We start from the raw sequence: 23585 nt of genomic DNA, 5'->3' as shown, positions 1-23585 counted from the left end.
CTGTGAGCCGACCAGGACGAACTCTGATCGATATTCTGAGCTTGCTCCCAGAAACTGCTAAGCTGTGCAGCATAGGAAGGTCCGCAGAGCACCAGTCTGCCCTACGGCCGCCTCGCTACCGCCCCCTGTCGAACGCTCCTCTTGACAGTGATCTCGTGCTGTTACCTGAAGCGATATTGTGCAGGGCCAGAATCAGATCTCTGACAGTCATGTCTACGTTCTGCGATCCGATATTCCTCAGTTTCATTGCACAAATGGAAACGTCAGAATTGAAAACCAGATCTCTCTACGACAGTTTTCTCGGCATCAAGAACGCATTGCTGCCCGGCGGTATGCGCAACGGACAGGCAGAGGATGAATTACCGCTGCGCGCGGAACTGTTCAGCGCCTTGCAGATGGAACAACACGGCCGTATCCTGGCCAATGCCCACAAACTCAGCAGCGAACGCGGGCGCGACCAGCTGCTGTCACGTCTGGCCGACAATGAAAATGTCATCATCGATGCCTGTAACCAGCTGACCGAAGCAATCAAGGCTAGCCGCCAGGTCACCCCTGCTGCCGAATGGCTGCTCGATAATTTTTATCTGATTGAAGAACAGATCCGTACCGCCAAACGGCACCTGCCAAAAAACTACAGCAAGGAACTGCCACGCCTGCTGCGCGGCAACTCGGCCGGCCGGCCACGCGTCTACGACATTGCGCTGGAAACCATTTCGCACGGTGACGGCAGGGTCGACCCTGAAAGCCTGAGCCGCTTCGTCGCCGCCTACCAGCAAGTTACGCCCCTGAAACTGGGGGAGCTGTGGGCGATTCCTATCATGCTGCGCCTGGCGCTGATCGAAAACCTGCGGCGCGTCGCTGCCCATCTGGCCAACACGCGCCTCAACCGCAATCTGGCCGAATCCTGGGCCGACGCCATGGCGGAAAGCGCTGAAAACGACCCAGGCAACCTGATCCTGCTGGTGGCCGACATGGCGCGCTCCAATCCGCCGCTGGATAGCGCGTTCGTGGCCGAGCTGGTACGCCGGCTGCAAGGACAAAGCCCGGCATTGACGCTGCCCTTGACCTGGCTGTCGCAACGCCTGGCGGAATCCGGCCAGACCATCGAGCTGCTGGTTCAATCTGAAACACAGCACCAAGCCGCCGATCAGGTATCGATCAGCAACAGTATCGGCAGCCTGCGTTTCCTGAGCGCCATGGATTGGCGCGAATTTGTCGAAACCATGAGTGTGGTCGACCATGTCTTGCGCAAGGATCCGGGCGACATTTATGCCCGCATGGATTTTTCCACGCGCGATCACTATCGGCATGTCATCGAAAAAATTGCCAGGTATAGCCCGCGGTCGGAATTCGACATTGCCGGACATGCGGTGCGCCTTGCCGCCGCCCAGGCGACAGGCGCCGGCCAGCGCAACGCGCATGTCGGCTATTATCTGATCGGCAAGGGTCTGACGCAGCTGGAACAGGCAGCAGCGGCCAAGCTGCCGTTGCTGGAAGTACTGCGGCGCGCTGGCAAAGCCGCGCCCCTGTCCGCCTATCTGGCCAGCATGCTGTTGATCACGGTGGTCGTCGCCGGCGGCATCGTCGCCAAAGCCTATGCCGACGGCGCCGACGGCTGGCTGCTGGCATTGGTTGCGGCGCTTGCGTTGGTGGCCAGCAGCCAGCTTGCGCACGCCATGGTCAACTGGCTGATCACCTTGATCGCCATACCGCACCCGCTGCCGCGCATGGATTTTTCGAACGGCATTCCAACTGAATCGCGCACGCTGGTGGTAGTGCCTACGATACTGTTCACCAAGCAGAATATCGATGACCTGAGCGAAGCCCTTGAAGTGCACTACCTGGCCAATCGCGACGCCAATCTGCGGTTTTGCCTGTTGACCGATTTCGCCGACGCAGAGACCGAAGCGATGCCGGAAGACGACGGCCTGTTACAGCATGCCGAACACAATATTCAGGACCTGAACAAAAAATACCATCAGGATCAGGACAGCAATTTCCTCCTGCTGCATCGTCCGCGGCGCTGGAATCCGCAAGAAAGAACCTGGATGGGTTACGAGCGCAAGCGCGGCAAACTGGCTGATCTCAACGCGTTCTTGCGCGGCGGCGCGGAACAAAGCTTTTCGCTCATCGTCGGCAATACGGAAGGCTTACGGAATATCAGGTACGTGATCACGCTCGATACCGATACCGAAATGCCGCGCGACGCCGCCAGAAAATTTGTGGCCACCATGGCCCATCCGCTGAACCGTGCGCATTATGACGCCAGCCGCCAGCGCGTGGTCGAAGGCTACGGCATCCTGCAGCCGCGCGTGGCGGTCAGCCTGCCCAGCGCCGGCGCCTCGCGCTACGAACTATTGTGCGGCGGCGAAACCGGCATCGACCCTTACACCCGCACCGTATCGGATGTCTATCAGGATCTCTTTGGCGAAGGTTCTTTCGTCGGCAAAGGCATCTACGATGTCGACGCCTTTGAACAGACATTGAAGGATCGCATGCCGGAAAACCGCGTACTCAGCCATGATCTGCTGGAAGGCTGTTATGCACGCGCCGGTTTGCTCAGCGATGTCCAGCTGTATGAACAATATCCCTCTCGCTACAGCGCCGACGTCAGCCGCCGCCATCGCTGGATACGCGGCGACTGGCAGATAGCTTCCTGGCTGCTGCCGCGGGTGCCGGGTGTGCGCGACGCGGCAAGCGGCAAGATCGGCCATCACCGCAATCCGCTTTCGGCCTTGTCGCGCTGGAAGCTGTTCGACAACCTGCGGCGCAGCGCGGTCCCGTTCGCGCTCACGGCCTTGTTGCTGGTCGGCTGGATCGGTTTGGCTTCGGCCTGGTTCTGGACCTGCGCCGCGCTCGGCATCTTGCTGATCCCATCCATCTGCGCCAGCACCTTGGGTTTGCTCAGGAAACCGAATGACGTGCTGTTTCGCCAACATTTTCCCGCATCGCTGCGCGCAACTCTACAGCATTTCAGCCATGCTGCCTTGACCTTGATTTTCCTGCCGTATGAGGCCGCGATGAATCTCGACGCCATTATCCGTACGCAGTGGCGGATAATGGTTTCGCATAAGAAATTACTGGAATGGAAGCCATCCAGCGCGGCCAATCGCCAGGCCAGGGACGGTTTGCTGTCCTACTGTAGATCGATGTGGATCGCGCCGCTGACCGCCCTCGCCGCAGCGGCCTGTCTGGCCGTCAGGAATCCACACGCACTGCAAGCGGCTGCGCCGATTTTGCTGCTGTGGTGGCTATCACCCGTGATCGCGTATTGGATCAGCCAGCCGATTGCGCGCCGCGTGGCGCAGCTGTCCCAGGAACAGACACGCTTCCTGAAATCGCTGGCGCGCAGGATGTGGCTGTTTTTCGAAACCTATGTCGGTCCCGAAGATAACTGGCTGCCGCTCGACAACGTACAAGAGCACCCGGTGGCGGTGGTCGCCCGCCGCACCTCGCCCACCAACATCGGCCTGTCCTTGCTGGCCAACCTGAGCGCCTATGATTTCGGCTACATCCCGTCCGGGCAGTTGCTGGAAAGAACCCAGAACACCTTCCAGACCATGGCTTCCCTGGAACGCTACCAGGGGCATTTCTACAACTGGTACGACACGCAATACCTGAAGCCGCTGCACCCGATCTATGTGTCAACGGTGGATAGCGGCAATCTTGCCGGCCATCTGATGACCCTGCGGCCCGGCCTGAGCGGCTTGCTCGATACGCCGATAATCGGCGCCAGGATATTTTCCGGCATCCGCGACACGTATGAAATCCTGCGCGATACGGCCGGCGGCGGACCGTTGGCTAAACTGATCCAGTTCGAAAAAGACCTGGAAGCCGCCTGCCAATCCGCGCCAGCCACGCTGATGGTAGTACACGACTGCCTGCAAAGCCTGGATCACTGTGCGGCAGGTTTCGTTGCCGGCCTCGACACCGTGCCCGACACCCAGCTTAATGTCTGGGCGCGCGCCTTGGCCAGCCAGTGTCGCGAAGCCCTGAATGAACTGGACATCCTGACGCCATGGATACCTATGCTGGCGCCGACGGACTGGGTAGATGATTTCCCGCAGCTGGACCAGATTCCAAGCTTGCGGCAACTGGCGCGGACCCATGCCGATCTGGCGCCGCTGCTTGAAGCGAAGCTAGCCGCGGACAATGGCGTGCACCGAACCGTAGCGCAATCCAGCCTCAGCCAACTGGTGGCCAAAGGCAGCCGCCATGCCGCCGAGCGCATGCTGCTGATCCAACAGCTGGTGACGCAAGCCGCAGACTTTTCCCACATGCAGTACGGCTTTCTGTACGATCCGGCCACCCATCTGCTGGCCATCGGCTACAACGTCAGCGACCGCCGGCGCGATGTCAGTTTCTACGATCTGTTAGCCTCCGAAGCCAGGCTCGCCACCTTCGTCGCCATCGCTCAAGGCCAGATCCCGCAGGAAAGCTGGTTTGCGCTGGGACGCCAGCTCACCGTCGCCGGCGGCGAACCGATCCTGTTGTCGTGGAGCGGCTCGATGTTCGAATATCTGATGCCGCTGCTGGTGATGCCGAATTTTGAAAATACCCTGCTGGCCCAGACTTACCGGTCCGCGGTAAAACGGCACATCGAATATGGCATGCAGCGTGGCGTGCCGTGGGGCATTTCGGAATCGGGTTATCACATTTTCGATGCCAGCCTTAATTACCAGTATCGCGCATTCGGCGTGCCTGGCCTTGGCTTCAAGCGCGGCCTCGGCGACGATCTGGTGATCGCTCCTTATGCTTCGATGATGGCGCTGATGGTGGCGCCGGAAGAAGCATGCAGCAACCTGCAGCAATTGTCGGCTGAAGGCTTCGAAGGCGAGTACGGCTTCTTCGAAGCGATCGACTACACGCCTTCGCGCGTTCCGCGCGGACAGTCCAACGCGGTAATCCGTTCTTTTATGGCGCATCACCAGGGCATGGGATTTTTGTCGCTGGCCTATTTCCTGCTCGACGCTCCCATGCAAAAGCGTTTCGAATCCGACCCCTTGTTCCAGGCCACCATGTCGCTGCTGCACGAGCGCGTACCGAAAGCCAGTGCAACTTATTCGAACACCACGGAACTGGCCGACATCCGCACTGCGGCGGTCGACCAGGGTATGCAAATGCGCGTGTTGCAACGCCCCGATCCACGTACTCCGGAAGTGCAGCTTTTGTCCAACGGCCGTTATCACGTGATGATCACCAGCGCCGGCGGCAGCCGCAGCCGCTGGAATGACCTTGCGGTCAGCCGCTGGCAAGAAGACAGCACGCGCGATAACTGGGGCACTTTCTGTTATGTACGTGAATTGAACGCCGGCGAACCGGGTCACTTCTGGTCGACGGCGTTCCAGCCCACGCTGGCGCCGCCGGATAGCTATGAAGTGATCTTCTCCGAAGGCCGCGCCGAGTTCCGGCGGCGCGACAATAATTTCGACATGCATACCGAAATCGTGGTGTCGCAGGAAGACGACATCGAATTGCGCCGCACCCGCATCATCAATCGCTCACGCACGCTGCGCACCATAGACATCACCAGCTACGCCGAGATAGTACTGGCGCCGGCCGCGGCCGATGCCACCCACCCGGCATTCAGCAATCTTTTTGTCCAGACTGAAATCGTCGCTGCGCAACGTGCCATCCTGTGCACTCGCCGCCCGCGCTCGATGAATGAAAAAATGCCGTGGATGTTCCATCTGATGGCGCTGCATGGCGCCGATACCGGCACGGTATCGTATGAAACCGACCGCATGCAGTTTATTGGCCGCGGCAATACCGTCGCCGCACCGCAAGCGATGCGCGATCCCGGACCGTTGGCTGGCAACGCCGGCCCGGTGCTCGATCCTATCGTCGCCATCCGTTATCAAATCACGCTTGAAGCAGAGCAGACGGCTACCATCGATATGGTGACCGGCATCGGCGATTCGCGTAATGCCTGTCTTGGCTTGATCGAGAAATACCAGGACCGGCATCTGGCAGACCGCGTGGTCGAACTATCCTGGCCGCATAGCCAGGTGGTGCTGCGCCAGCTCAACGCCAGCGAAGCCGATGCGCAGCTATATGGTCGGCTGGCCAATTCAGTGATTTACGTCAATCCGCTGCTGCGCGCCGACGCCAGCATCCTGATCCGCAATCATCGCGGCCAATCCGGTTTGTGGGGTTACGCCATCTCCGGCGATTTGCCGATCGTGCTGGTGCGGCTCAAGAGCCAGGAAAACATCGAGCTGGTGCGCCAGCTGGTGCAAGCGCATGCGTATTGGCGCTCGAAAGGGCTGGTGATCGACCTGGTCATCTGGAACGAAGACCATGCAGGCTATCGGCAATTGCTGCAAGAACAGATCCTGGGACTGATTTCTTCGGTGACCGGGGCTCATGAAATCGACCGCCCCGGCGGCATATTCGTACGATTGATCGATCAGGTCTCCGAGGAAGACCGGATTCTGTTCCAGTCGGTGGCAAGGGTGATCTTGAGCGACGACCGCGGCACGCTGGCAGAACAAATCAACCGGCGCGACCTGATGGAAGTCCGCGTGCCGCGCCTGACGCCGGCATTGAGACAGGCGCCGTTTGCCATCGCACAGGAGATTGAAGTACCCAGCAGGGATCTGCTGATGGAAAACGGCCTGGGCGGCTTCACCTCGGATGGGCGCGAATATGTGATCACCACCTCCAGCGCCCAGGTCACGCCGGCGCCGTGGGTGAACGTCATCGCCAACCCGCAATTCGGCAGCGTCATTTCGGAAAGCGGGCAAGCTTACACCTGGGGTGAAAACGCCCATGAGTTCCGCCTGACGCCTTGGGCTAACGATCCCGTCAGCGACATCGGCGGCGAAGTATTCTATCTGCGCGATGAAGAGAGCGGACACTACTGGTCCCCTACTCCGCTGCCGCGCCGCGGTAAGGGCGATTATGTGACGCGGCACGGCTTCGGCTACAGCGTGTTCGAGCATGTAGAAGACGGCATTGTGTCCGAGTTGACCGTGTATGTCGCGCTGGATGCATCGGTTAAATATTCGGTACTGCGGGTGCGCAACGAATCCGACACAGTGCGCAAATTGTCGGCTACCGGCTATGTCGAATGGGTGCTCGGCGATCTGCGCCCTAAATCCGCCATGCATATCGTCACTGAAACCGATCCGGCTACCGGCGCGCTGTTCGCGCGCAATCCCTACAACACCGAATTCACCGATCGCACCGCGTTCTTCGATGTCGACGCCGGCGCCCGCAGCATCAGCGGCGACCGTAACGAATTCATCGGCCGCAACGGTTCCTTGCAAAAACCCGCGGCGATGGAGCGTGTACGCCTGTCCGGCAAGATCGGCGCCGGCCTCGACCCTTGCGCCGCAATGCAGATGCAATTCGAACTCAACCAGGGCCAGCAACGCGACATCGTGTTCATCCTCGGCATGGCCGATACCCGCCAGACTAATGTCAGCAACCTGGTGCAGCGCTACCGTGGCGCGGCTGCAGCGCAGGAAGCCTTGCAAGCCGTACATGCGTTCTGGAAGCGGACGCTGGGCGCAGTCCAGGTCGAGACGCCTGACCAGGAACTCAATCTGCTCGCCAACGGCTGGCTGATGTACCAGGTCATCGCTTGCCGCCTGTGGGCGCGCAGCGGCTACTACCAGTCCGGCGGCGCCTTCGGCTTCCGTGACCAGCTGCAGGATGCCATGGCCCTGGTACACAACCAGCCGCAGCTGTTGCGCGCCCAACTGCTGCTGTGTGCCGCCCATCAATTCATCGAAGGCGATGTCCAGCATTGGTGGCATCCGCCCAACGACCGAGGCGTGCGCACCCATTGTTCCGACGACTACCTGTGGCTGCCGCTGGCGCTCCATCGTTACGTCAGCAGTACCGGCGATAGCAGCGTGCTGGACGAGAGCGCACCCTTCCTGGAAGGGCGCGCGCTCAACCAGGATGAAGACTCTTACTACGACCTGCCTAGCCATTCAAGCCAGGCGGGGACACTCTATGAGCATTGCGTGCGCGCCATCGAGAGAGGCTTGAAGTTTGGCATACACGGCCTGTCCCTGATGGGATCATGCGACTGGAACGACGGCATGGACAAGGTGGGCGACAAAGGCAGGGGCGAAAGCGTCTGGCTCAGTTTCTTCCTGTATGACGTGCTGATCGGCTTCGCTGAAATGGCCGAGATTCATCAGGACCCGGCTTTTGCCGAGCGCTGTCGTTCCGAAGCAAAGCAACTGCAAAAAAATATTGAGAAAAACGGCTGGGACGGCGGCTGGTACCGCCGCGCCTATTTCGACAACGGGACTGCGCTCGGCTCTGCTCAGAATGTCGAATGCCAGATCGATTCGATTTCGCAAAGCTGGGCGGTATTGTCCGGCGCCGGCGATCCGCAACGCGTACGGACGGCGATGCAGGCTGTCGACAAACGGCTGGTGCGGCGCACTGAAGCCATTATCCAGTTGCTGGACCCGCCGTTCGACAAATCCGACCAGGATCCCGGTTATATACGCGGCTATGTTCCCGGTGTGCGTGAGAATGGCGGGCAGTATACCCATGCAGCGATCTGGACCGTGATGGCGTTTGCCAAACTGGGCAATCATTGGCGCGCCTGGGAGTTGATGAGGCTGATCAATCCGCTCAACCATGGCAAGAGCGCCAGAAAAATCGCCACTTACAAGGTCGAGCCTTATGTTGTCGCCGCTGACGTCTATGCCAGAGCGCCGCATGTCGGCCGTGGCGGCTGGACCTGGTATACCGGATCAGCAGGATGGATGTATCGCCTGATCGTCGAGTCGCTGCTGGGCCTGAAACTGGAAGGAGACAAACTGCATGTCACGCCATGCCTGCCGCATGACTGGCATACCTATCGCATGAATTACCGCTACCGCGACACCATGTACCGGATTGTGGTGACGCAAACCGCGGCCGGCGGTGCGGGCGCTCAGGTCACCGTGGACGGTGTCATGCAAATGGACGCGGTGATCGCCTTGCAGGATGACAAGCGCGAGCATGCGGTTGAAATAGTGCTATCCGCGCAGCCAGATGCGAAAAAAAACTGAGCGCGACGCATTGCACCAGCTTCACAAGCGTTGCAGCCAGCCGCGCACACCCTGCAGCGACCGGAATTCGCTCACCGAACGGCATGTGATATGCGGATGACGCGCCTGCAGCATCCGCGACAGCGCTGCGCCCGGCCCCAGTTCCAGCGCCGCTGTGACGCCTTGCTCGGCACAGGCATCCATGCATGCGCTCCAGCGTATGGTCTGCGCCAATTGCTGAGACAGCACCGTGATCGCGGCTTCTTTTTTTGTCAGCACTTGCCCGCTCAGGCCCGACAGCACGGGCACCGGCGGATCTATCGAAAACTGCTGGCGCAGCTGCTGCGAAAATGGCAGAACTGCGTCATCCATCAAGGGGGTGTGGGAAGCCACTGTCACCGGCAGTACACGGATCCTGCCGCCCAGACGCTCGATCTCGCCTGCTGCCGCATGCATATCCTGAGCAAGGCCGCCCGCGATACAGCTATCTGTCTCAGTCTCTATCGCCACATATAAACGGTATGGCGCCAGCAAAGCCGCTAGCTTGCTGACGACAATGCCGCTCAGCGCGAACAAGATTTGAGGTGATGCCGGCTGCAGGCAAGCGTCCATCAACGCTGCACGCGACGTCGCCAGCCGGATCGCTTGCGGCGCAGAAATTGCGCCGGCGACATGATAGGCGGCGATCTCGCCGACGCTATAACCGGCTACCAGTGCCGGCGGCGGCAACAACGGCTGCAGGGCCGACCAGACCGCGGCTGTCGCCGCTACTATCAGCGGCTGCGCCAGCCGGTTTGAAAACAACAGGGCGTCATCAGCCAGTATCTGCCGCAGCGGTTGCCCCAGCGTAGTAGCGGGCAGCCATTGCTGCAGCAATGCCGCGCTGGCCGGATCGGAGCGCGGCAGATCGAACATCGCGGCATGCTGCCCCCCCTGCCCCGGGCATAGAATTGCCAGGCGCGGCGTCATGTCCGATCCACCTTGTGGTGCGGCTTGGGTAACTTTGGTAAATTAATGCAGTACGTAACCATCCTTGCCTATCACTGTCAACTCAACGAAATTGAGGCCGTCGCGGCTGTCAGGGCCATATTTGAGCGCCATGCCGCCGATATCGTAACCGCCCATGCCTTCCAGGCCGCTAACCAGGCTTTCGCGAGTCGGCTTGTTGCCGGCGCGGCGCAAACCTTCTACCAATACCTTGGCGGAAATGAAGCCTTCCAGGGTCGGATAGGAATCGGACAATTCACTGCGGGTCTTCAGCGCAGTCATGAATTCCTTGGATATCTGCGTGCTCGAGCTTCTTGGATTCGGGAATACTTGCGTCATGCCGAGGCCGCGCGCATCTTTACCCAAACCTTGCAGGAATACTTGCGAACTGACATTCGACAACGCAATCATTTGCTGCGAGCCGCCGGCCTCGCGATACTGTTTGATAAATGCCGCGCACGGCTTGGCGGTGCAAATCAACAGTACTGCTTGCGGCTTGGCGTCGAAAATCTTTTTCACGGCACCTTCCACTGCCACCGTGTTGCGCTCGTAATTGGCGATCACCGGCTCCGGCAACTTATGTTTCTTGATCGCCTGTTTCAAGCCTTCCAGCGCGTCGTTGCCAAACGAATCGTTGGACACCAGCACCGCATAACGCTGCAAGCCCATGCCGGACAACTGATCGATGGCAGTGCCGACTTCATCCCGGTATTTGGAGCGCACGTTAAACAGATAGTGCTGCATAGGCTCATGCAGAGAAGTAGCGCCGCTGACCGGGGCGATCAAGGGTACTTTGGCCTCTTTGATGGCGCCCAGGATGGATTCGGTGGTCGGCGTACCGCGATACAGGAACAAGGCGAACGCATTCTTTTCATTCAACAGCTTACGGGTATTCTCGACGGTACGCTTGGGCTCAAAGCCATCGTCGAGCGATTCCAGCACGATCTTGCGGCCGAACACGCCGCCTTGCTTGTTGACGATATCAAAATACAATTGCGCGCCGGCCGTTGCCTGTTTCACTTCCTCAGCCGCGGTCCCGGTAAAGCCGGCCGACTGCCCGATCACGATGGTATTGGAGGTAATGCCCGGCTCTGCGTTAGCGCTACCACTTCCAATTAAACCCAGCAAGCCAAGCAAGCCGATGCCGGCTGCCAAAGACAACTTCTTCATTTGTTCTCCAGAGGGGGAAAGGATTAATTCATCGATGCATTAAATGTTTGGTCGAGGCTGTAGCAACACGGCTGATCGGCAGACGTTGGCGCTCACCGCAAGTAGCTTAGCCCATGCATGAAATAGGTGGCGGCCAATAAGTCGGCAGCGCCACCGGGCGACAGCTTATCCTGAATAAATACTTTGTGGCAACTAATTGCGCGTTCGCGCCAATCTTCTGTTGCGCTGCCGCCCGCATCCAGAAATTGACGGGCGCTGGTTTTCACCTTATCGGCGCCGGCCAGCCCGCCCCTATGGTAGAGATTGGTGTCGTTGATGGTTGCCATCAAGGCGAACAAGGTATCGATAGCGGCGGCATCGTAGCCGCACCCTGCCCCCAGCGTCTGCAGAAAGCGCGGCAAGGCAAGCTCAAACAAGGAGGGAAAGCCAAGCGCAGCCTCTTCGCTGGCGCCGCTCACCGCGTATTTTTGCGCCACCTGCGCACCGTGCGACGTCGCCTTCCGATCCTGCATATGCCGGCTCAAGCCGTCGCCCCACTGAATCAGCAAGCTGGCGCGGATCGCAGCTGCCGACAACGGCATGCCGTGAGCATGACAATAACCGGCCGTTGCGCACAACATGCCGAGGCAAAAAATCGCCCCTCTATGGGTATTGACGCCGGCAGTGGCTTGCAACATGGTTTGTTCGGCATCCATGCCCAGTTGCTTCAACACGGCGAATTCCTTGCCGGCCATGCCGGCCTGCGTAATCCGTATGAAATAATGGCGTAGCGCAAACAGGCTGCGCATGAAAGTGACGGCATCCATGTCAGCGTGACTGCCGCTGTCCACCAGCGACACCAGGCCAGGCTTCGGATAAAGCTGCAATTCACGATACAGGCTACGCAAGGCCAACTGCCCAACCGTCAGGCAAAATGCCCGCCGCTGACGCGCACTCTGCCGTTGCGCCCAAGCTTCGCGGCGCAATTGCGGCGATTGCGGGGGCCTGGTATCAGCATGGCGACTGCTCAACATCATGCGCCTTCCAGAGTGGACATCAGCGCTGCCAGCGGCGTCAGCTTGACCATGTCCCCGGTCTTGACCAGTACCCGTTGCCGGCTGTCGGCCTGCAGCGCTTGCCAGCACTCCTTCCAGGCTACTGCCTGGCCCTCCGCAAAAACGATCTCGCCGTCCAGCGGCAGCCGCCCCGCATGCTGCGCCAGCAAGCCGAGGCCGCGCGTCAGTTCTTCGACACTGCCGGGCGTAAACAGCAGATCGATATCCGAACCCGGTCTTACATAGCTTTGCTGCGTCAGGATTTGCCAGGCCCAGGAACCGTATATCCGCATCGCTATGCCGCTGTGCAGGCAAGCGCCGACAAACGCATGCAATGCGGCGCTCCAAGCGGGCGGCGCATACTTCAAGGCTGCTCGCAATGCCAGCGGATCTGTCATCCGCTGCACGTCGGCAAGCTGCGCCCTAAACGGGATTCTGGTCTTGCCGCCGTTGCCATCGGGCGGCAGCGCCAGTCCGAGACAAATTTGATCTTCCGGAGTGTCCGCATCACGGCGCCGCAGGACCGCCGGCCAGTCATGGCGCTGCCAGCGTTGCAGCACGGCTTGATAATTTCCCCCAGCCGTCGCCGTTTGCGCTGCGCGTTGCCAGCCGTCGGCGCTCAGCCAGACCAGGCTATGGCGGGCCAGCATAATCCATCACCGCCTGGGTTACCTGCCAAGCCTGGCTGCGGCCGCCGCGTTGCAGGCCGGCTGCGCTGCGCCGGTCTTGCGGGCTAGCCGCGCGCAGAGCCGCCGCCAGTTGCCGGGCCAGATCGCCATCCCAGATCGCTTCGATGCCGCCCATATGCAGATAATTGACGGCGCCGGGTGCAAACACAGGATTGCTCTTGGCCAGTTCCGTCAGCCTTGCTTCCGGCACCTTGGTAATCCTCGCCATGGCTGGCAAACCCATGACACGGATGGTGGCGTCCGGCAAAGCGTAACAGGCGTCGGCCATCAGGCCGCTGGTGATAAAGCCGCCTGACAATGCCTGGTCGTAAACCAGCCCGACGATCTTGTGCTGTTGCCGCCGCGCCAAATCGATGCACTTTGCCAGCTGCGCCATATAGCTGTTGATGCCCAGCATTTCGTCCCGATGCCGCAGGCGCTGGCCCTGAGTATCGACCAGGATCACGATGGATTGTTGCGGATGGTGACGGACAGTCGCCAGGATCGCCTGCGCCTGCAACAAAGCGATTTCAACGCCGATCGCAGCATGGCCGGTAGTACCGATCACCGTCACGGTGCTGCCGTCCACCACTGCCGTGCCGCTTAAGAAATCGTCTTGCTCGATCACGGTATGGCCATCGGGAAACAGCGCCGCTGTCAGGTTTTTCCAGTCCATGCTCAAACTCCCAGCCGCAATTCGGCAGTAGCGGCAACGAAAGCCTCCGCTTCCAGCATCGGCAGCTGCGCCGCATCGGCAACGCCGATTGCGCGCCAGATATCGAGCGGATCGGCAGCGGCGCCAAAGCGATCGATGCGATTCTGTAAAAATTGCTGTTCTGCTTCCAACGCCGCCAGCGTCAAGGGGATGTTGCCGGCGTTGGCATGAGATTCTTGCGCCAGGTCGAACGCTGCCTGGCGAAACGCGGCGCCGCTGTCGGCCACCAGCATCTGGCAATCGCCCAGCAAATAACGGTGCTTGCCGCCGCTGGTGCGCCATACCAGCGCACGGTCGCGCGCATCATATTCTTCGACGCCGTTGGCGGTCTCTATCACCTCCGGCCCCGACATCGCCAGCCGCCCCTCTTCCGACATGACGATCGCATTGGCGCAGCGAGCGACGATGCCCATGCCGCCGAAGCAACCGTTGGAACCGCCGACCAGCACAATCACCGGGATGCCGGCGGCGCGCACCTCGAGCAAGGCGCGCATGACTTCGGACACGGCAATCAGGCCGGCGTTGGCTTCATGCAGACGCACGCCGCCGGTTTCCAGCAACAGCAACACGGCATACGGACGTTCCCGCAGAGCGCGCAATAACAAACCGGTAAGTTTGGCGCCGTGCACCTCGCCCACCGCGCCGCCCATGAAACCGCCCTCTTGCGCCGCTACGAATACGCATTCGCCGTGCAGCCGCCCTTGGCCTATCGCCACGCCATCGTCGAACGATACCGGCGCATCCAGCTGTCCCAGATGCGGGCTGACCATCCTTAGTTCTGGCGGCAGGAATTCGTAAAAACTGTCGGCATCCAGCAGCGCAAACAAGCGCTCGCGCGCGTTCGCTTCCAGGTAGCTGCTCATGGTGTTTTCCCGGTCATTGCCTGCAAAGCCTGATCCAGACGCAAGCTGACCACCGCCGGGGTGGCTCCCATGTCATTGATCGCGATACACGCGTCGGCCAGTTGCCAGCGCTCCTGAAAATCGTTCAGCACCGCTTCCCAGATAGCTCCGAATCCGCGCGCCGCAGTCCTGATTTCAATCGTGCAGGCGCCGTTCAGCACAGCCGATTCGACCAGCACTTCCAGATTGCCCGAACTGACCACGCCGGACAGCTGGGCAACAGGCGGAAGCCGGTGCCGGCCATGCTCAAAACGAAAATTCAAAGTTTCCACGAGACCTCCATTCACCAACTACTTACTGCAGCCGTCTTTACCAGTTCCTGAAGCGTTTCGGCGGACTGTACAAGCCGCCCGAGGCACGCACCAGATCCTTCATGCTTTTCGCCGCCAGCAAGTCGCGCGTCGCCAGCCGTTTATCGATGCCGAGATCCTCGGGCCTTTGGATAATCCCGCGGTCGCGCAGGTTCTCGACCATGCGTTTGTCGCGCCCCAGCCCGACCGGGGTATAACCGGCAACCCCGCGCACCGCCTGCTCGCGCTCTTCGTCGCTACGGCATAACAGCAAATTGGCCAGCCCTTCTTCGGTCAGGATATGGCTCACGTCATCGCCGTAAATCATCACCGGCGGAATCGCCATATCGGCTTGTTCAGCCAGTTCCCAGGCATCCAGCCGCTCGACGAACGCGGGCTGCATGTGCTCGCGGAACGTCTCGACAATTTGCACCACCAGTTTTTGTCCTCGCGGGATCAGGTTCTTGCCTTCGCGCGCCTGGCGTCCGGCTTGCAGCCAGGCCGGGCTGGCATGGCGCCGGCCGCGCGCATCGGCGCCCATGTTCGGGGCGCCGCCGAAACCGGCGATGCGGCCGGCGGTCGCGGTCGATGAATTGCCCTGCAAATCGATTTGCAGCGTCGAGCCGATGAACATGTCGCAGGCATAGTGGCCGGCCATCTGGCTGAAAGCGCGGTTGCTACGCATGGAGCCGTCGCTGCCGACAAAGAAAACGTCCGGCCGGGCCCGGATGTACTCTTCCATGCCGAGTTCGGAACCGAAGGAATGGATAGACTCGACGAAACCGGCCTCGATCGCAGGGATCAGCGCCGGATGCGGGTTAAGCGCCCAATGCTGGCAGATCTTGCCTTTCAAACCCAGCGATGCGGCATAGGTCGGCAGAATCAGTTCGATCGCGGCGGTATCAAAACCGATGCCATGGTTCAGGCGCTGCACCTGGTATTCGGCATAAATGCCCTTGATCGCCATCATCGCCATCAGGACCTGGATTTCGGATATCTGCGCCGGATCGCGGGTAAACAGCGGTTCGATATAGTGCGGGGTCGGCGCCTCCACCACGAAGCTGACCCAGTCGGCCGGGATATCCACCCGGGGCAGCACGTCGACTATCTGGTTGACCTGGGCGATCACGATGCCGCCGCTGAAGGCAGTGGCTTCGACAATCGCTGGCGTGTCTTCGGTATTCGGCCCGGTGTAGAGATTGCCGTGGCGGTCCGCCGCCTGCGCTGCGACCAGGGCCACCCGCGGCGTCAGGTCGATAAAGTAGCGGCCGAACAATTCCAGATAGGTGTGGATGGCACCGATATTCAGTTTGCCCGCGGCGACCAATCTGGCCAGGCGCACCGCCTGCGGTCCGGAAAAGGAAAAATCCAGACGCTCGGCGACGCCGTTTTCAAATACATCCAGGTGTTCCGGCAAAGCCAGCACCGACAGCAGCATGTGCAGGCCGTTGATACGGCCGGAATCGAGTTTAGCCAGCGCCTTGGCCAGGAAATCGGCCTGTTTCTGGTTATTCCCTTCCAGGCAAACCCGGTCGCCGGATTCCAGTACGCAGTACAGCAAATCTGCAATCCGGCCGGCATCTACCAGTTTGCCTTTGCAGGCGCTGCCAAGAACATTGGCGGCGCGCTGCAGGCGCTGTTCGCGATCAGTATTACGCAAGTCCCAGCGCCGCAGTTTCATCATCTGACTCCCATCAGCATATCCGGCAATCCGGTGGCAATGCCGGGGAACAGACAAAGCAGGATGATCGCCAGGAACATCAGCAGCAGGAACGGCAACGTGCCCTTGATCACATCGGATAATGGAATATCGGGCGCGATGTTCTTGATGACAAACAGGTTCAAACCTACCGGCGGATGAATCAGACCCATTTCCATCACCACTGTCATCACCACGCCGAACCAGATCAGGTCGAACCCTGCTTCGCGCAGCGGCGGCAAGATGATCGGCGCGGTCATCAGGATGATAGATACCGGCGGCAGGAAAAAACCAAGCACGATCACCATCAGCAAGATCACCGCCAGCAGCAGCCATTTCGACAGATGCAGGGCGACCACCCATTGCGCCGCCGACTGGCTGATATGCAGGTAACTCATGACATAGGAATACAGCAAGGACATGCCGATAATCAGCAGCAGCATGCAGGATTCCTTGATGGTCGAATTCAGGAACGGCATCAGCTCGCGCGGCCGCCACATGCGATACACCACCGCGATCAGCACGATCGCCAGCAATGCGCCGAGGCCGGCGGTCTCGGATGGCGTGGCAAATCCGCCGTACAAGGCGATCATCACGCCGATCAGCAAAATCAGGAAAGGCAGCACGCGCGGCAGCATTTCAACTTTTTGCGCGAGGGTGAAATGCTCGTCGTCCAGATAGGCTGACTTGACCCCGCCCTGGCTGTAGACGGCGTGGGCGATCCGGTATTCCTTGCGCGCACGGTGCACGGCATAGCCGGCAAACAGGATCACCAGCAGCACGCCAGGACCGACACCGGCCAGGAACAGGCGGCCCAGCGATTGTTCCGACGCCACCGCATACAAGATCATGGTGATCGAAGGCGGCAACAAGATACCCAGCGTACCGCCGGCAGCGATGATGCCGGCGGCAAAGCCCGGCGAATAACCGCGCCGCCGCATTTCCGGAATGCCGGCAGAACCGATCGCCGAACAGGTTGCCGGCGAAGAACCGGCCATCGCCGCAAACAAGGCGCAGGCAAAGACGTTGGCGATGCCGAGGCCGCCCGGCACCCGGTTCAGCCAGGCATGGATCGCCGAATACAGATCGCGCCCGGCCGGCGATTTGCCGATGGCTGCCCCCTTCAGGATGAACAGCGGAATCGACAGCAAGGTGACCGAGGCGATCTCCTCGTAGACGTTCTGGGTAACCGTATCAAGCGAGGACGCAGGCATGAAGAAGTACATGAAGCCGGTCGCGACGGCGCCGAGCGCAAACGCAATCGGCATGCCGGAACACATCACCACAATCGTGACGATGCCATACAAGACACCCAAGGTAAGCGGACTCATTGGGGTACCTCTATAAATCTACTGCGCAGCCCAATCTCCGCTCTGCGATGCTCGCTACGATTTTTAGAGGTACCCATTATGAATCCGAGACAGTATGCGGATCAGCAGCCGTGCTGCGGTCGGTCAGGCGTGCCAGGACTTGCACCAGTATCTGCAAGGTCAGTACCGTCATGCCGAGCGCCATCAGCGAATAGGGAATCCACAATGGCGGTGCGAAAGTGGATGAGGTGGTCTGCCCTTCCGACCAGGCTTCATGGAACAGCGCCCATGATTTCCATGAAAAGAATCCGCAGAACAGGCAAGAGATCACATCGACCAGCAGCAAACGCACGGCGTTCACCCCGGCCGGCAATATCGAGGCCAACGCTTCGATGCCGATGTGGCCGCGATACGACTGGGCATAAGCGGCGCACAGAAAGATCACGCCGACCAGCATGAATACCGTGGCGTCGTCCTGCCAGTCGGTAGGAACATGAAAAAAATAGCGCGCGACCACTGAATAAGTCATGATCAGCGCCGTCAGCATCAGCGCGGCCATGGAGACATACAGCGCCAGTTTGTTGAAGCGTTCGAGGACGCGGGCCAGGGCCGCCACCACCGGATTATCCGGAATGGCCGGTCCGGCGGTCGGCTTCGCGTCGAAGCCGTGGCTCATAGGAGTTTCTCAGCCAGTTTCAGCAATTTTGCGCAGTTATCGTTTCTTGCAGCGTAGTCCTTCCACGCCGTGGTGCGTGCGATGTCCTGCCACTTCTTGACGGTGGCCGCGTTCAGGTCGACTACCTTGGCGCCCGCTTTTTGATAGACTGCAGCCACATTGGAATCGTCGAGCCGCGCAGCGTCAAGGGCGAACTTCTCCATCTCGGCGCCGACCGACATCACCGCTACCTGCTGTTCCTTGGTGAGGCGGTCGAAGGTCGCCCTGGAAATCATCAAAGGTTCCAACATATACCAATAGGCCTTGTCGCGGCCGCTGGTCAGACCCTTGGAAACTTCTTCCAGGCGGAAGGAAATCAAGGAGGTGGACGACGTCATGGCGGCATCCATCGCCCCGGTCTGCATCGCCGCATAGATTTCGTTGGAAGGCAGCGTCACTACTGCCGCGCCGGCTTCTTTCAGGATCATATCCATTTCACGCGAACCGCCGCGCACCTTCAAGCCCTTGGCGTCGGCAGGATCGACGATGGGCTTGGTGCGCGACGCCACACCGCCGGCCTGCCAGATCCAGCTGACGATGATGACGCCCTTTTCCAGCAGGATGCGCGACAACTCCTTGCCGACTTCCGCATTCTTCCAGGCCGCGCCCTGCTCATACGAAGTCACCAGGCCAGGCATCAGGCCGATGTTCACTTCCGGCACTTCGCCGCCGGCGTAGTTCAGCGGCACCAGGGAAAAATCCAGGGCGCCTTTACGCATTGCAGAAAACTGGGAGTTGGTCTTCATCAACGAAGAGCCGGGATAGATTTCGAATTTCAGGCTGCCGTTGGTGCGCTTGCTGACTTCAGCGGCGAACATGCGGGTCAGGCGGTCACGGAAGTCGCCTTCGCTGATGGTGCCGCCAGGAAATTGGTGGGAAATTTTCAAGGCGCTCGACTGCGCCCAGGCTGACGACATTGACCAGAACGGTGTGCTCGCGAGCGCGCCCAGCACCGTTCTTCGGCTGATTAAAGACATATCCCCACTCCTCTGTTGGAAAATTATCGATACAGTTTTAGCTGCTTTTCACGCCATTATTGCCGAAGATAGATGCTATGTATTCTTTTTTTATTTCCTTGTATACACAATATTCCATAAAACATTTTCATGTCAACGAATAAATACGCCTTACAATCAAATCTCGGCTACACATAATCCCAGAAACGGCCCAATTATGCTCACGACAAAAAATCGCTCGGAATCGCTACGCGAAACCATCGAAGAAATGATTGCAGTTGGTGAGTTTCGCCCAGGCCAGCATCTCGATGAAACCGACCTGGCCATCCAGTTCGGCGTTTCCCGCACTCCTGTGCGAGAGGCATTGATACAGCTGGCATCGATGGGCATCGTAGTGACCCGCCCGCGGCGCGGCACAGTGGTTGCCGAAATCGGTCCGCGCCAGCTGGTGGAAATGTTTGAGGTGATGGCGGAACTGGAAGCCATGTGCGGACGCCTGGCGGCGCGCAGGATGTCCGGCGCGGAACACGCCAGCCTGCTGGCGGCGCACCAGGCCTGCATGGAAGCGCGCGATGCGCACGATCCCGACACCTACTTTTACATGAACGAAGCCTTCCACGGCGCCATCTACGAAGGCAGCCATAATGCCTTCCTGACAGCCCAGGCGCAGTCGCTGCAGCGCAGGCTACGGCCATATCGGCGGCTGCAGCTGCGGGTGCGCGATCGCTTGAATGCCTCGTACCAGGAGCATGACAGCGTAGTGCAAGCCATCATCGCCGGCAACGGCGAATTGACAGCCGACTTGCTGCGCCAGCACGTCACGGTCCAGGGGCAGCGCTTCGCCGACCTGATCGCCTCGCTGCAACTGCTGACTGTCAAGCCGGAGCCGCAGTACAAATACAGCTAGCGCATTACTGCCCGGTTAGCTCCCCTCACAAGTCAAGTTGGCCCGAAATTCTATTTTTTACATGAATAGCAATTCACAACATTGATTGCCCAGGGGTAATTTTTTTGCTACATTGGCAAAAACTGCTAAGCACTCAATATGTGCTTTTAATTAGTGTGCAAAGCTGAATGGCAAGCATCTCATCAGACATAAATGTTGTCTGATGCAATTTTCTACGACCGTCCTACCAAATGGATATCGCTTCATGGTTGACAGCAGTCTAGCTAAGCGCCTGACTCGCGAAATTCAACGATTTGAATTTCTCCGCGGCAGTATGGGCGCACTCCTGATGTGGCTGCTGGCGTGCATGTTATTGGGAGCGATGGTCTGGACGATATCGCTGGCAAAAATTCAAAGCGATAGGGTTGAGATTGAAAAGAGCACTTTCACGAAAGCGACTCAACTTTCAAAAGCCTATACCGAACAACTGTCTCGTTCTGTTGACCAAATCGACCAGATAACGCGCAATCTTAAATACGGCTGGCAGACATTCCATGGAGCGTTAAAGCTGGAGGATCAATTGCGGCAGGGACTATACCCGCGGTCCGCGCAAATTTATGCCTCAATCGTAGATAGTCATGGAACGATTGTGACCAGTACTCTGGATAAGGCCAATGCGCCGAATATCGCTGCGAGGGACTATTTCAAAATCCAGCAATTGAATCCGGATAACGACCTGCGTATTGAAAAACCGAGCGAAGGGGGACGCTCCGGGAGAACAGTCATTCGCTTTACGCGACGGCTGGACCAAGCGGACGGCTCATTTGACGGCATGGTCGTGGTCGGCGTCGAACCCACCTTTCTTGCCGCATTCACCGACGAGTCAAGCCTGGGCACGAGCGATAGTCTGGCTATAAAAGATATGGATGGCGTCGTATTGGCAGCCAAAATGGGTGACCGCATCAGGTCATTGCCGTCGATATACCGTTCACCTCAGGTATTTGAAGCGCCCGGCGGCATCAGGCGCATCCCGGGAGATAAATTTGTTGACGGCGAGTCGCGCATCGTAGCCTGGCAGAAGCTAAGCAGCTACCCGCTGGTTTCTTTCGTCAGCTTATCCGATGCCGCTGCGCTTGCCGCGTATCAGCCTACCGCAGACAACTATCGCAACATTGCCATTGCGGGGAGCGTGCTGTTGCTTCTGCTGGCCACTGCTGGCATGTTCTTTTTATCGCGATTGGCTTGGCGGAAATATCAGGCGGATGAGGTGAAAAACACCTATCAACTGGCGATCGACGGCGCTCGCGAGGGTTTTTACATGGTGCGCGCGCTCTACGATCAACAACAAAATGTGGTCGATTTCATGATAAAGGACTGCAACGACCGCGGCGCTCTTCTTGTTGGCTATGCAAAGGAAGAGCTCGTTGGAAAAAAATTTTCCGATCTGTATTCAGGTGAGATTTCTCAGCGCGTACTCGCCATTTTCCGTAAAGCGATGGAGATCGGTTTTTATGAAGACGAATTCAAGGCTACACGTCATCGTAATAATTCGCAGCAAACCATTTGGATGTTCCGGCGACTGGTCCGGTCGGGACACGGTTTGGCGATGACGATAAGAGACGTTTCCGAGAAAAAATCTTACGAACAAGCTCTGTTGAAGATGGCGAATATAGATGCCCTGACCTCGCTCCCCAATCGTCATTGGCTGATGAAATTCTTGCCCGCCGCGCTAAACCGGGCAAGAAAGCGCAATACGATGTTTGCCATTCTTTTCATTGACCTGGATAATTTCAAGGCTATCAACGATACATTGGGCCATGAAGCCGGAGACCAGCTGCTGCAGGAAGCTGCGATACGATTACAGTCGGTATTGCGGCCGGTAGACAAGGTGGTTCGCCTTGGCGGGGACGAGTTCACGCTATTACTTGATTCTTTCTCCAGCCAGGAAGAGGTCGCTCAAGTAGCTGCTCGCATCAACCAGAAGTTTTCCGTGCCTTTTGAAATCACGGAGCAAAAAACCGTCGTTTTGGTCGGTACGTCCATAGGAATAAGTCTATTCCCGCACGATGGCAACGATTCAGCAACGCTGCTCAGGAATGCCGATATTGCCATGTATTCCGCCAAAGCCGCCGGCAAGGGCCAATTTCGATTCTACGACGAGCGATTCAGCGAGCACGGGATTGCGTGCTGACGGCTATTTTTTAGCGCAACGATCACGCGCTCGAATGTTCGATGAACACGGGATGTGGGGCTACGCACTTGGAAAGACGAGCACCCTCGTTGGCGCACGCCCCTACATTGAACTATGTCAATTCGTGTTGAGGAAGGACTGCACCGTCTTCACAGTCTCGGCTGGTGCCTCTTCCATCAGCCAGTGACCGGAACCGGGCACTACAACTTCAGTGACATTAGTTGCGGCGTTGCGCATGACCGCAGCTTCGTTGGCACCGAAGGACTTCTCGCCGCCAATTGCTAGGACCGGCATGCTGAGTTTGGTCTTCACGAATTCGGCATTGTCCTCAGCGTCTTTACGGATTGACTGGAACTGGGCGAAGGCCGCTTTCATGGCGCCGGGGCGAGCATAGAGCTTCGCGTAGTGAACGCGTGTGGTCTCATCGACTTTACTGGCATCGCCGGCAAAATCATTCCAAAACCGGTCGAGGTAGATGCGCTCACGTCCCTGAACTAAACGCAGCATGTCCTTACCGCCGAGGTCAAAGTGCCACAGCACCGGCAGACGGACAATTTGTTCCCAAGGAGGCACGCCTGGCACTGGTGCGTCCATCACCACCAACTTCGTGGTCTTCTCCGGGTAGCGTGCTGCATAAGCGTAGGCAACCATGGTGCCGATGTCGTGACCAACGATGTCCGCTTTGTCGATGCCGAGTTTGTCTAAGACCGCACGGATATCGCCTGCCTGGGTTTTCTTGTCGTAGCCGCCCTCGGGCCTGGAAGACAACCCCATGCCACGCAGGTCGGGTACGACCACCCGATGGTCCTTAGCAAGAGCAATCGCCATCGACGTCCACATGTCTCCGGTGTCTCCAAAGCCGTGGATGAGAACAACGGCGGGTCCGGCACCGCCGACGCGCACGTGAATTGTGGCGCCATCCGTATTGATGCTTTCTGTTTTGAAGTTCGCCGGATACGGTTTGGGTTCGGAGTGTACCGGCAGCGAAGTGGTCAGCGCGGCGACTGCAAAAAGGCTGGCGCCAAGGGCGCGATTGAAAGTGCTGAGCATGATGTTGTTT

15 protein-coding genes are annotated in these 23585 nt (G+C 58.9%); 3 read left to right on the top strand and 12 right to left on the bottom strand.

Features of this window, described 5'->3' with window-relative positions:
- Positions 1 to 269 precede the first annotated feature (269 nt).
- On the top strand, positions 270 to 9023 hold the full coding sequence (locus BLV81_RS17655; RefSeq protein WP_369823896.1) for a glycoside hydrolase family 94 protein: 8754 nt from the start codon (positions 270 to 272) through the stop codon (positions 9021 to 9023).
- Between the two features lie 21 nt (positions 9024 to 9044).
- On the opposite strand, the gene BLV81_RS17650 is transcribed toward BLV81_RS17655, so the two are convergent.
- The 11 genes from BLV81_RS17650 to dctP form a co-directional block, all read right to left on the bottom strand.
- Complete coding sequence (locus BLV81_RS17650; protein ID WP_092358672.1) at positions 9045 to 9971, bottom strand: ACP S-malonyltransferase; 927 nt, start codon at positions 9969 to 9971, stop codon at positions 9045 to 9047.
- Between the two features lie 42 nt (positions 9972 to 10013).
- On the bottom strand, positions 10014 to 11159 hold the full coding sequence (locus BLV81_RS17645) for an ABC transporter substrate-binding protein (protein WP_092358669.1): 1146 nt from the start codon (positions 11157 to 11159) through the stop codon (positions 10014 to 10016).
- A gap of 92 nt (positions 11160 to 11251) precedes the next feature.
- A complete protein-coding gene (mdcB, locus tag BLV81_RS17640) occupies positions 11252 to 12175 on the bottom strand; it encodes a triphosphoribosyl-dephospho-CoA synthase MdcB (protein WP_092358667.1) in 924 nt (307 codons plus the stop codon).
- On the bottom strand, positions 12172 to 12843 hold the full coding sequence (gene mdcG / locus BLV81_RS17635) for a malonate decarboxylase holo-[acyl-carrier-protein] synthase (RefSeq protein WP_092358665.1): 672 nt from the start codon (positions 12841 to 12843) through the stop codon (positions 12172 to 12174). The genes mdcB and mdcG overlap by 4 nt, the downstream gene beginning before the upstream one ends.
- Positions 12827 to 13537, bottom strand: a complete 711-nt coding sequence (locus BLV81_RS17630) for a biotin-independent malonate decarboxylase subunit gamma (RefSeq protein ID WP_092358663.1) — start codon at positions 13535 to 13537, stop codon at positions 12827 to 12829. Before BLV81_RS17630 ends, mdcG begins: the two co-directional genes overlap by 17 nt.
- 2 nt (positions 13538 to 13539) lie before the next feature.
- Entirely contained in the window at positions 13540 to 14439 is a 900-nt protein-coding gene (locus BLV81_RS17625; protein ID WP_092358661.1) for a biotin-independent malonate decarboxylase subunit beta, read from the bottom strand.
- Positions 14436 to 14750 (bottom strand): malonate decarboxylase acyl carrier protein, encoded by a 315-nt coding sequence (gene mdcC / locus BLV81_RS17620; protein WP_092358659.1) that lies wholly within the window; start codon positions 14748 to 14750, stop codon positions 14436 to 14438. Before mdcC ends, BLV81_RS17625 begins: the two co-directional genes overlap by 4 nt.
- Positions 14751 to 14787: 37 nt before the next feature.
- Positions 14788 to 16449, bottom strand: a complete 1662-nt coding sequence (mdcA, locus tag BLV81_RS17615) for a malonate decarboxylase subunit alpha (protein WP_092358657.1) — start codon at positions 16447 to 16449, stop codon at positions 14788 to 14790.
- Positions 16449 to 17798, bottom strand: coding sequence for a TRAP transporter large permease (locus tag BLV81_RS17610; protein ID WP_092358655.1), 1350 nt, complete (start codon positions 17796 to 17798; stop codon positions 16449 to 16451). The genes mdcA and BLV81_RS17610 overlap by 1 nt, the downstream gene beginning before the upstream one ends.
- Positions 17799 to 17874: 76 nt before the next feature.
- Positions 17875 to 18453, bottom strand: a complete 579-nt coding sequence (locus tag BLV81_RS17605; protein ID WP_092358653.1) for a TRAP transporter small permease — start codon at positions 18451 to 18453, stop codon at positions 17875 to 17877.
- Positions 18450 to 19469, bottom strand: coding sequence for a TRAP transporter substrate-binding protein DctP (dctP, locus tag BLV81_RS17600; protein WP_092358651.1), 1020 nt, complete (start codon positions 19467 to 19469; stop codon positions 18450 to 18452). Before dctP ends, BLV81_RS17605 begins: the two co-directional genes overlap by 4 nt.
- 196 nt (positions 19470 to 19665) lie before the next feature.
- On the opposite strand from dctP, the gene BLV81_RS17595 reads away from it, so the two are divergent.
- Both BLV81_RS17595 and BLV81_RS17590 read left to right on the top strand, forming a co-directional pair.
- On the top strand, positions 19666 to 20355 hold the full coding sequence (locus tag BLV81_RS17595; protein WP_092358649.1) for a GntR family transcriptional regulator: 690 nt from the start codon (positions 19666 to 19668) through the stop codon (positions 20353 to 20355).
- 244 nt (positions 20356 to 20599) lie between these two features.
- Complete coding sequence (locus BLV81_RS17590) at positions 20600 to 22525, top strand: bifunctional diguanylate cyclase/phosphodiesterase (protein ID WP_176992880.1); 1926 nt, start codon at positions 20600 to 20602, stop codon at positions 22523 to 22525.
- Between the two features lie 117 nt (positions 22526 to 22642).
- On the opposite strand, the gene BLV81_RS17585 is transcribed toward BLV81_RS17590, so the two are convergent.
- A complete protein-coding gene (locus BLV81_RS17585) occupies positions 22643 to 23575 on the bottom strand; it encodes an alpha/beta fold hydrolase (protein WP_092358645.1) in 933 nt (310 codons plus the stop codon).
- Positions 23576 to 23585: the final 10 nt, after the last annotated feature.

It is taken from the genome of Collimonas sp. OK242, assembly GCF_900107095.1.
GTDB lineage: Bacteria > Pseudomonadota > Gammaproteobacteria > Burkholderiales > Burkholderiaceae_D > Collimonas.
The sequence above is the reverse complement of the archived record's forward strand: the minus strand, read 5'-3'. Positions and strand labels throughout refer to the sequence as shown.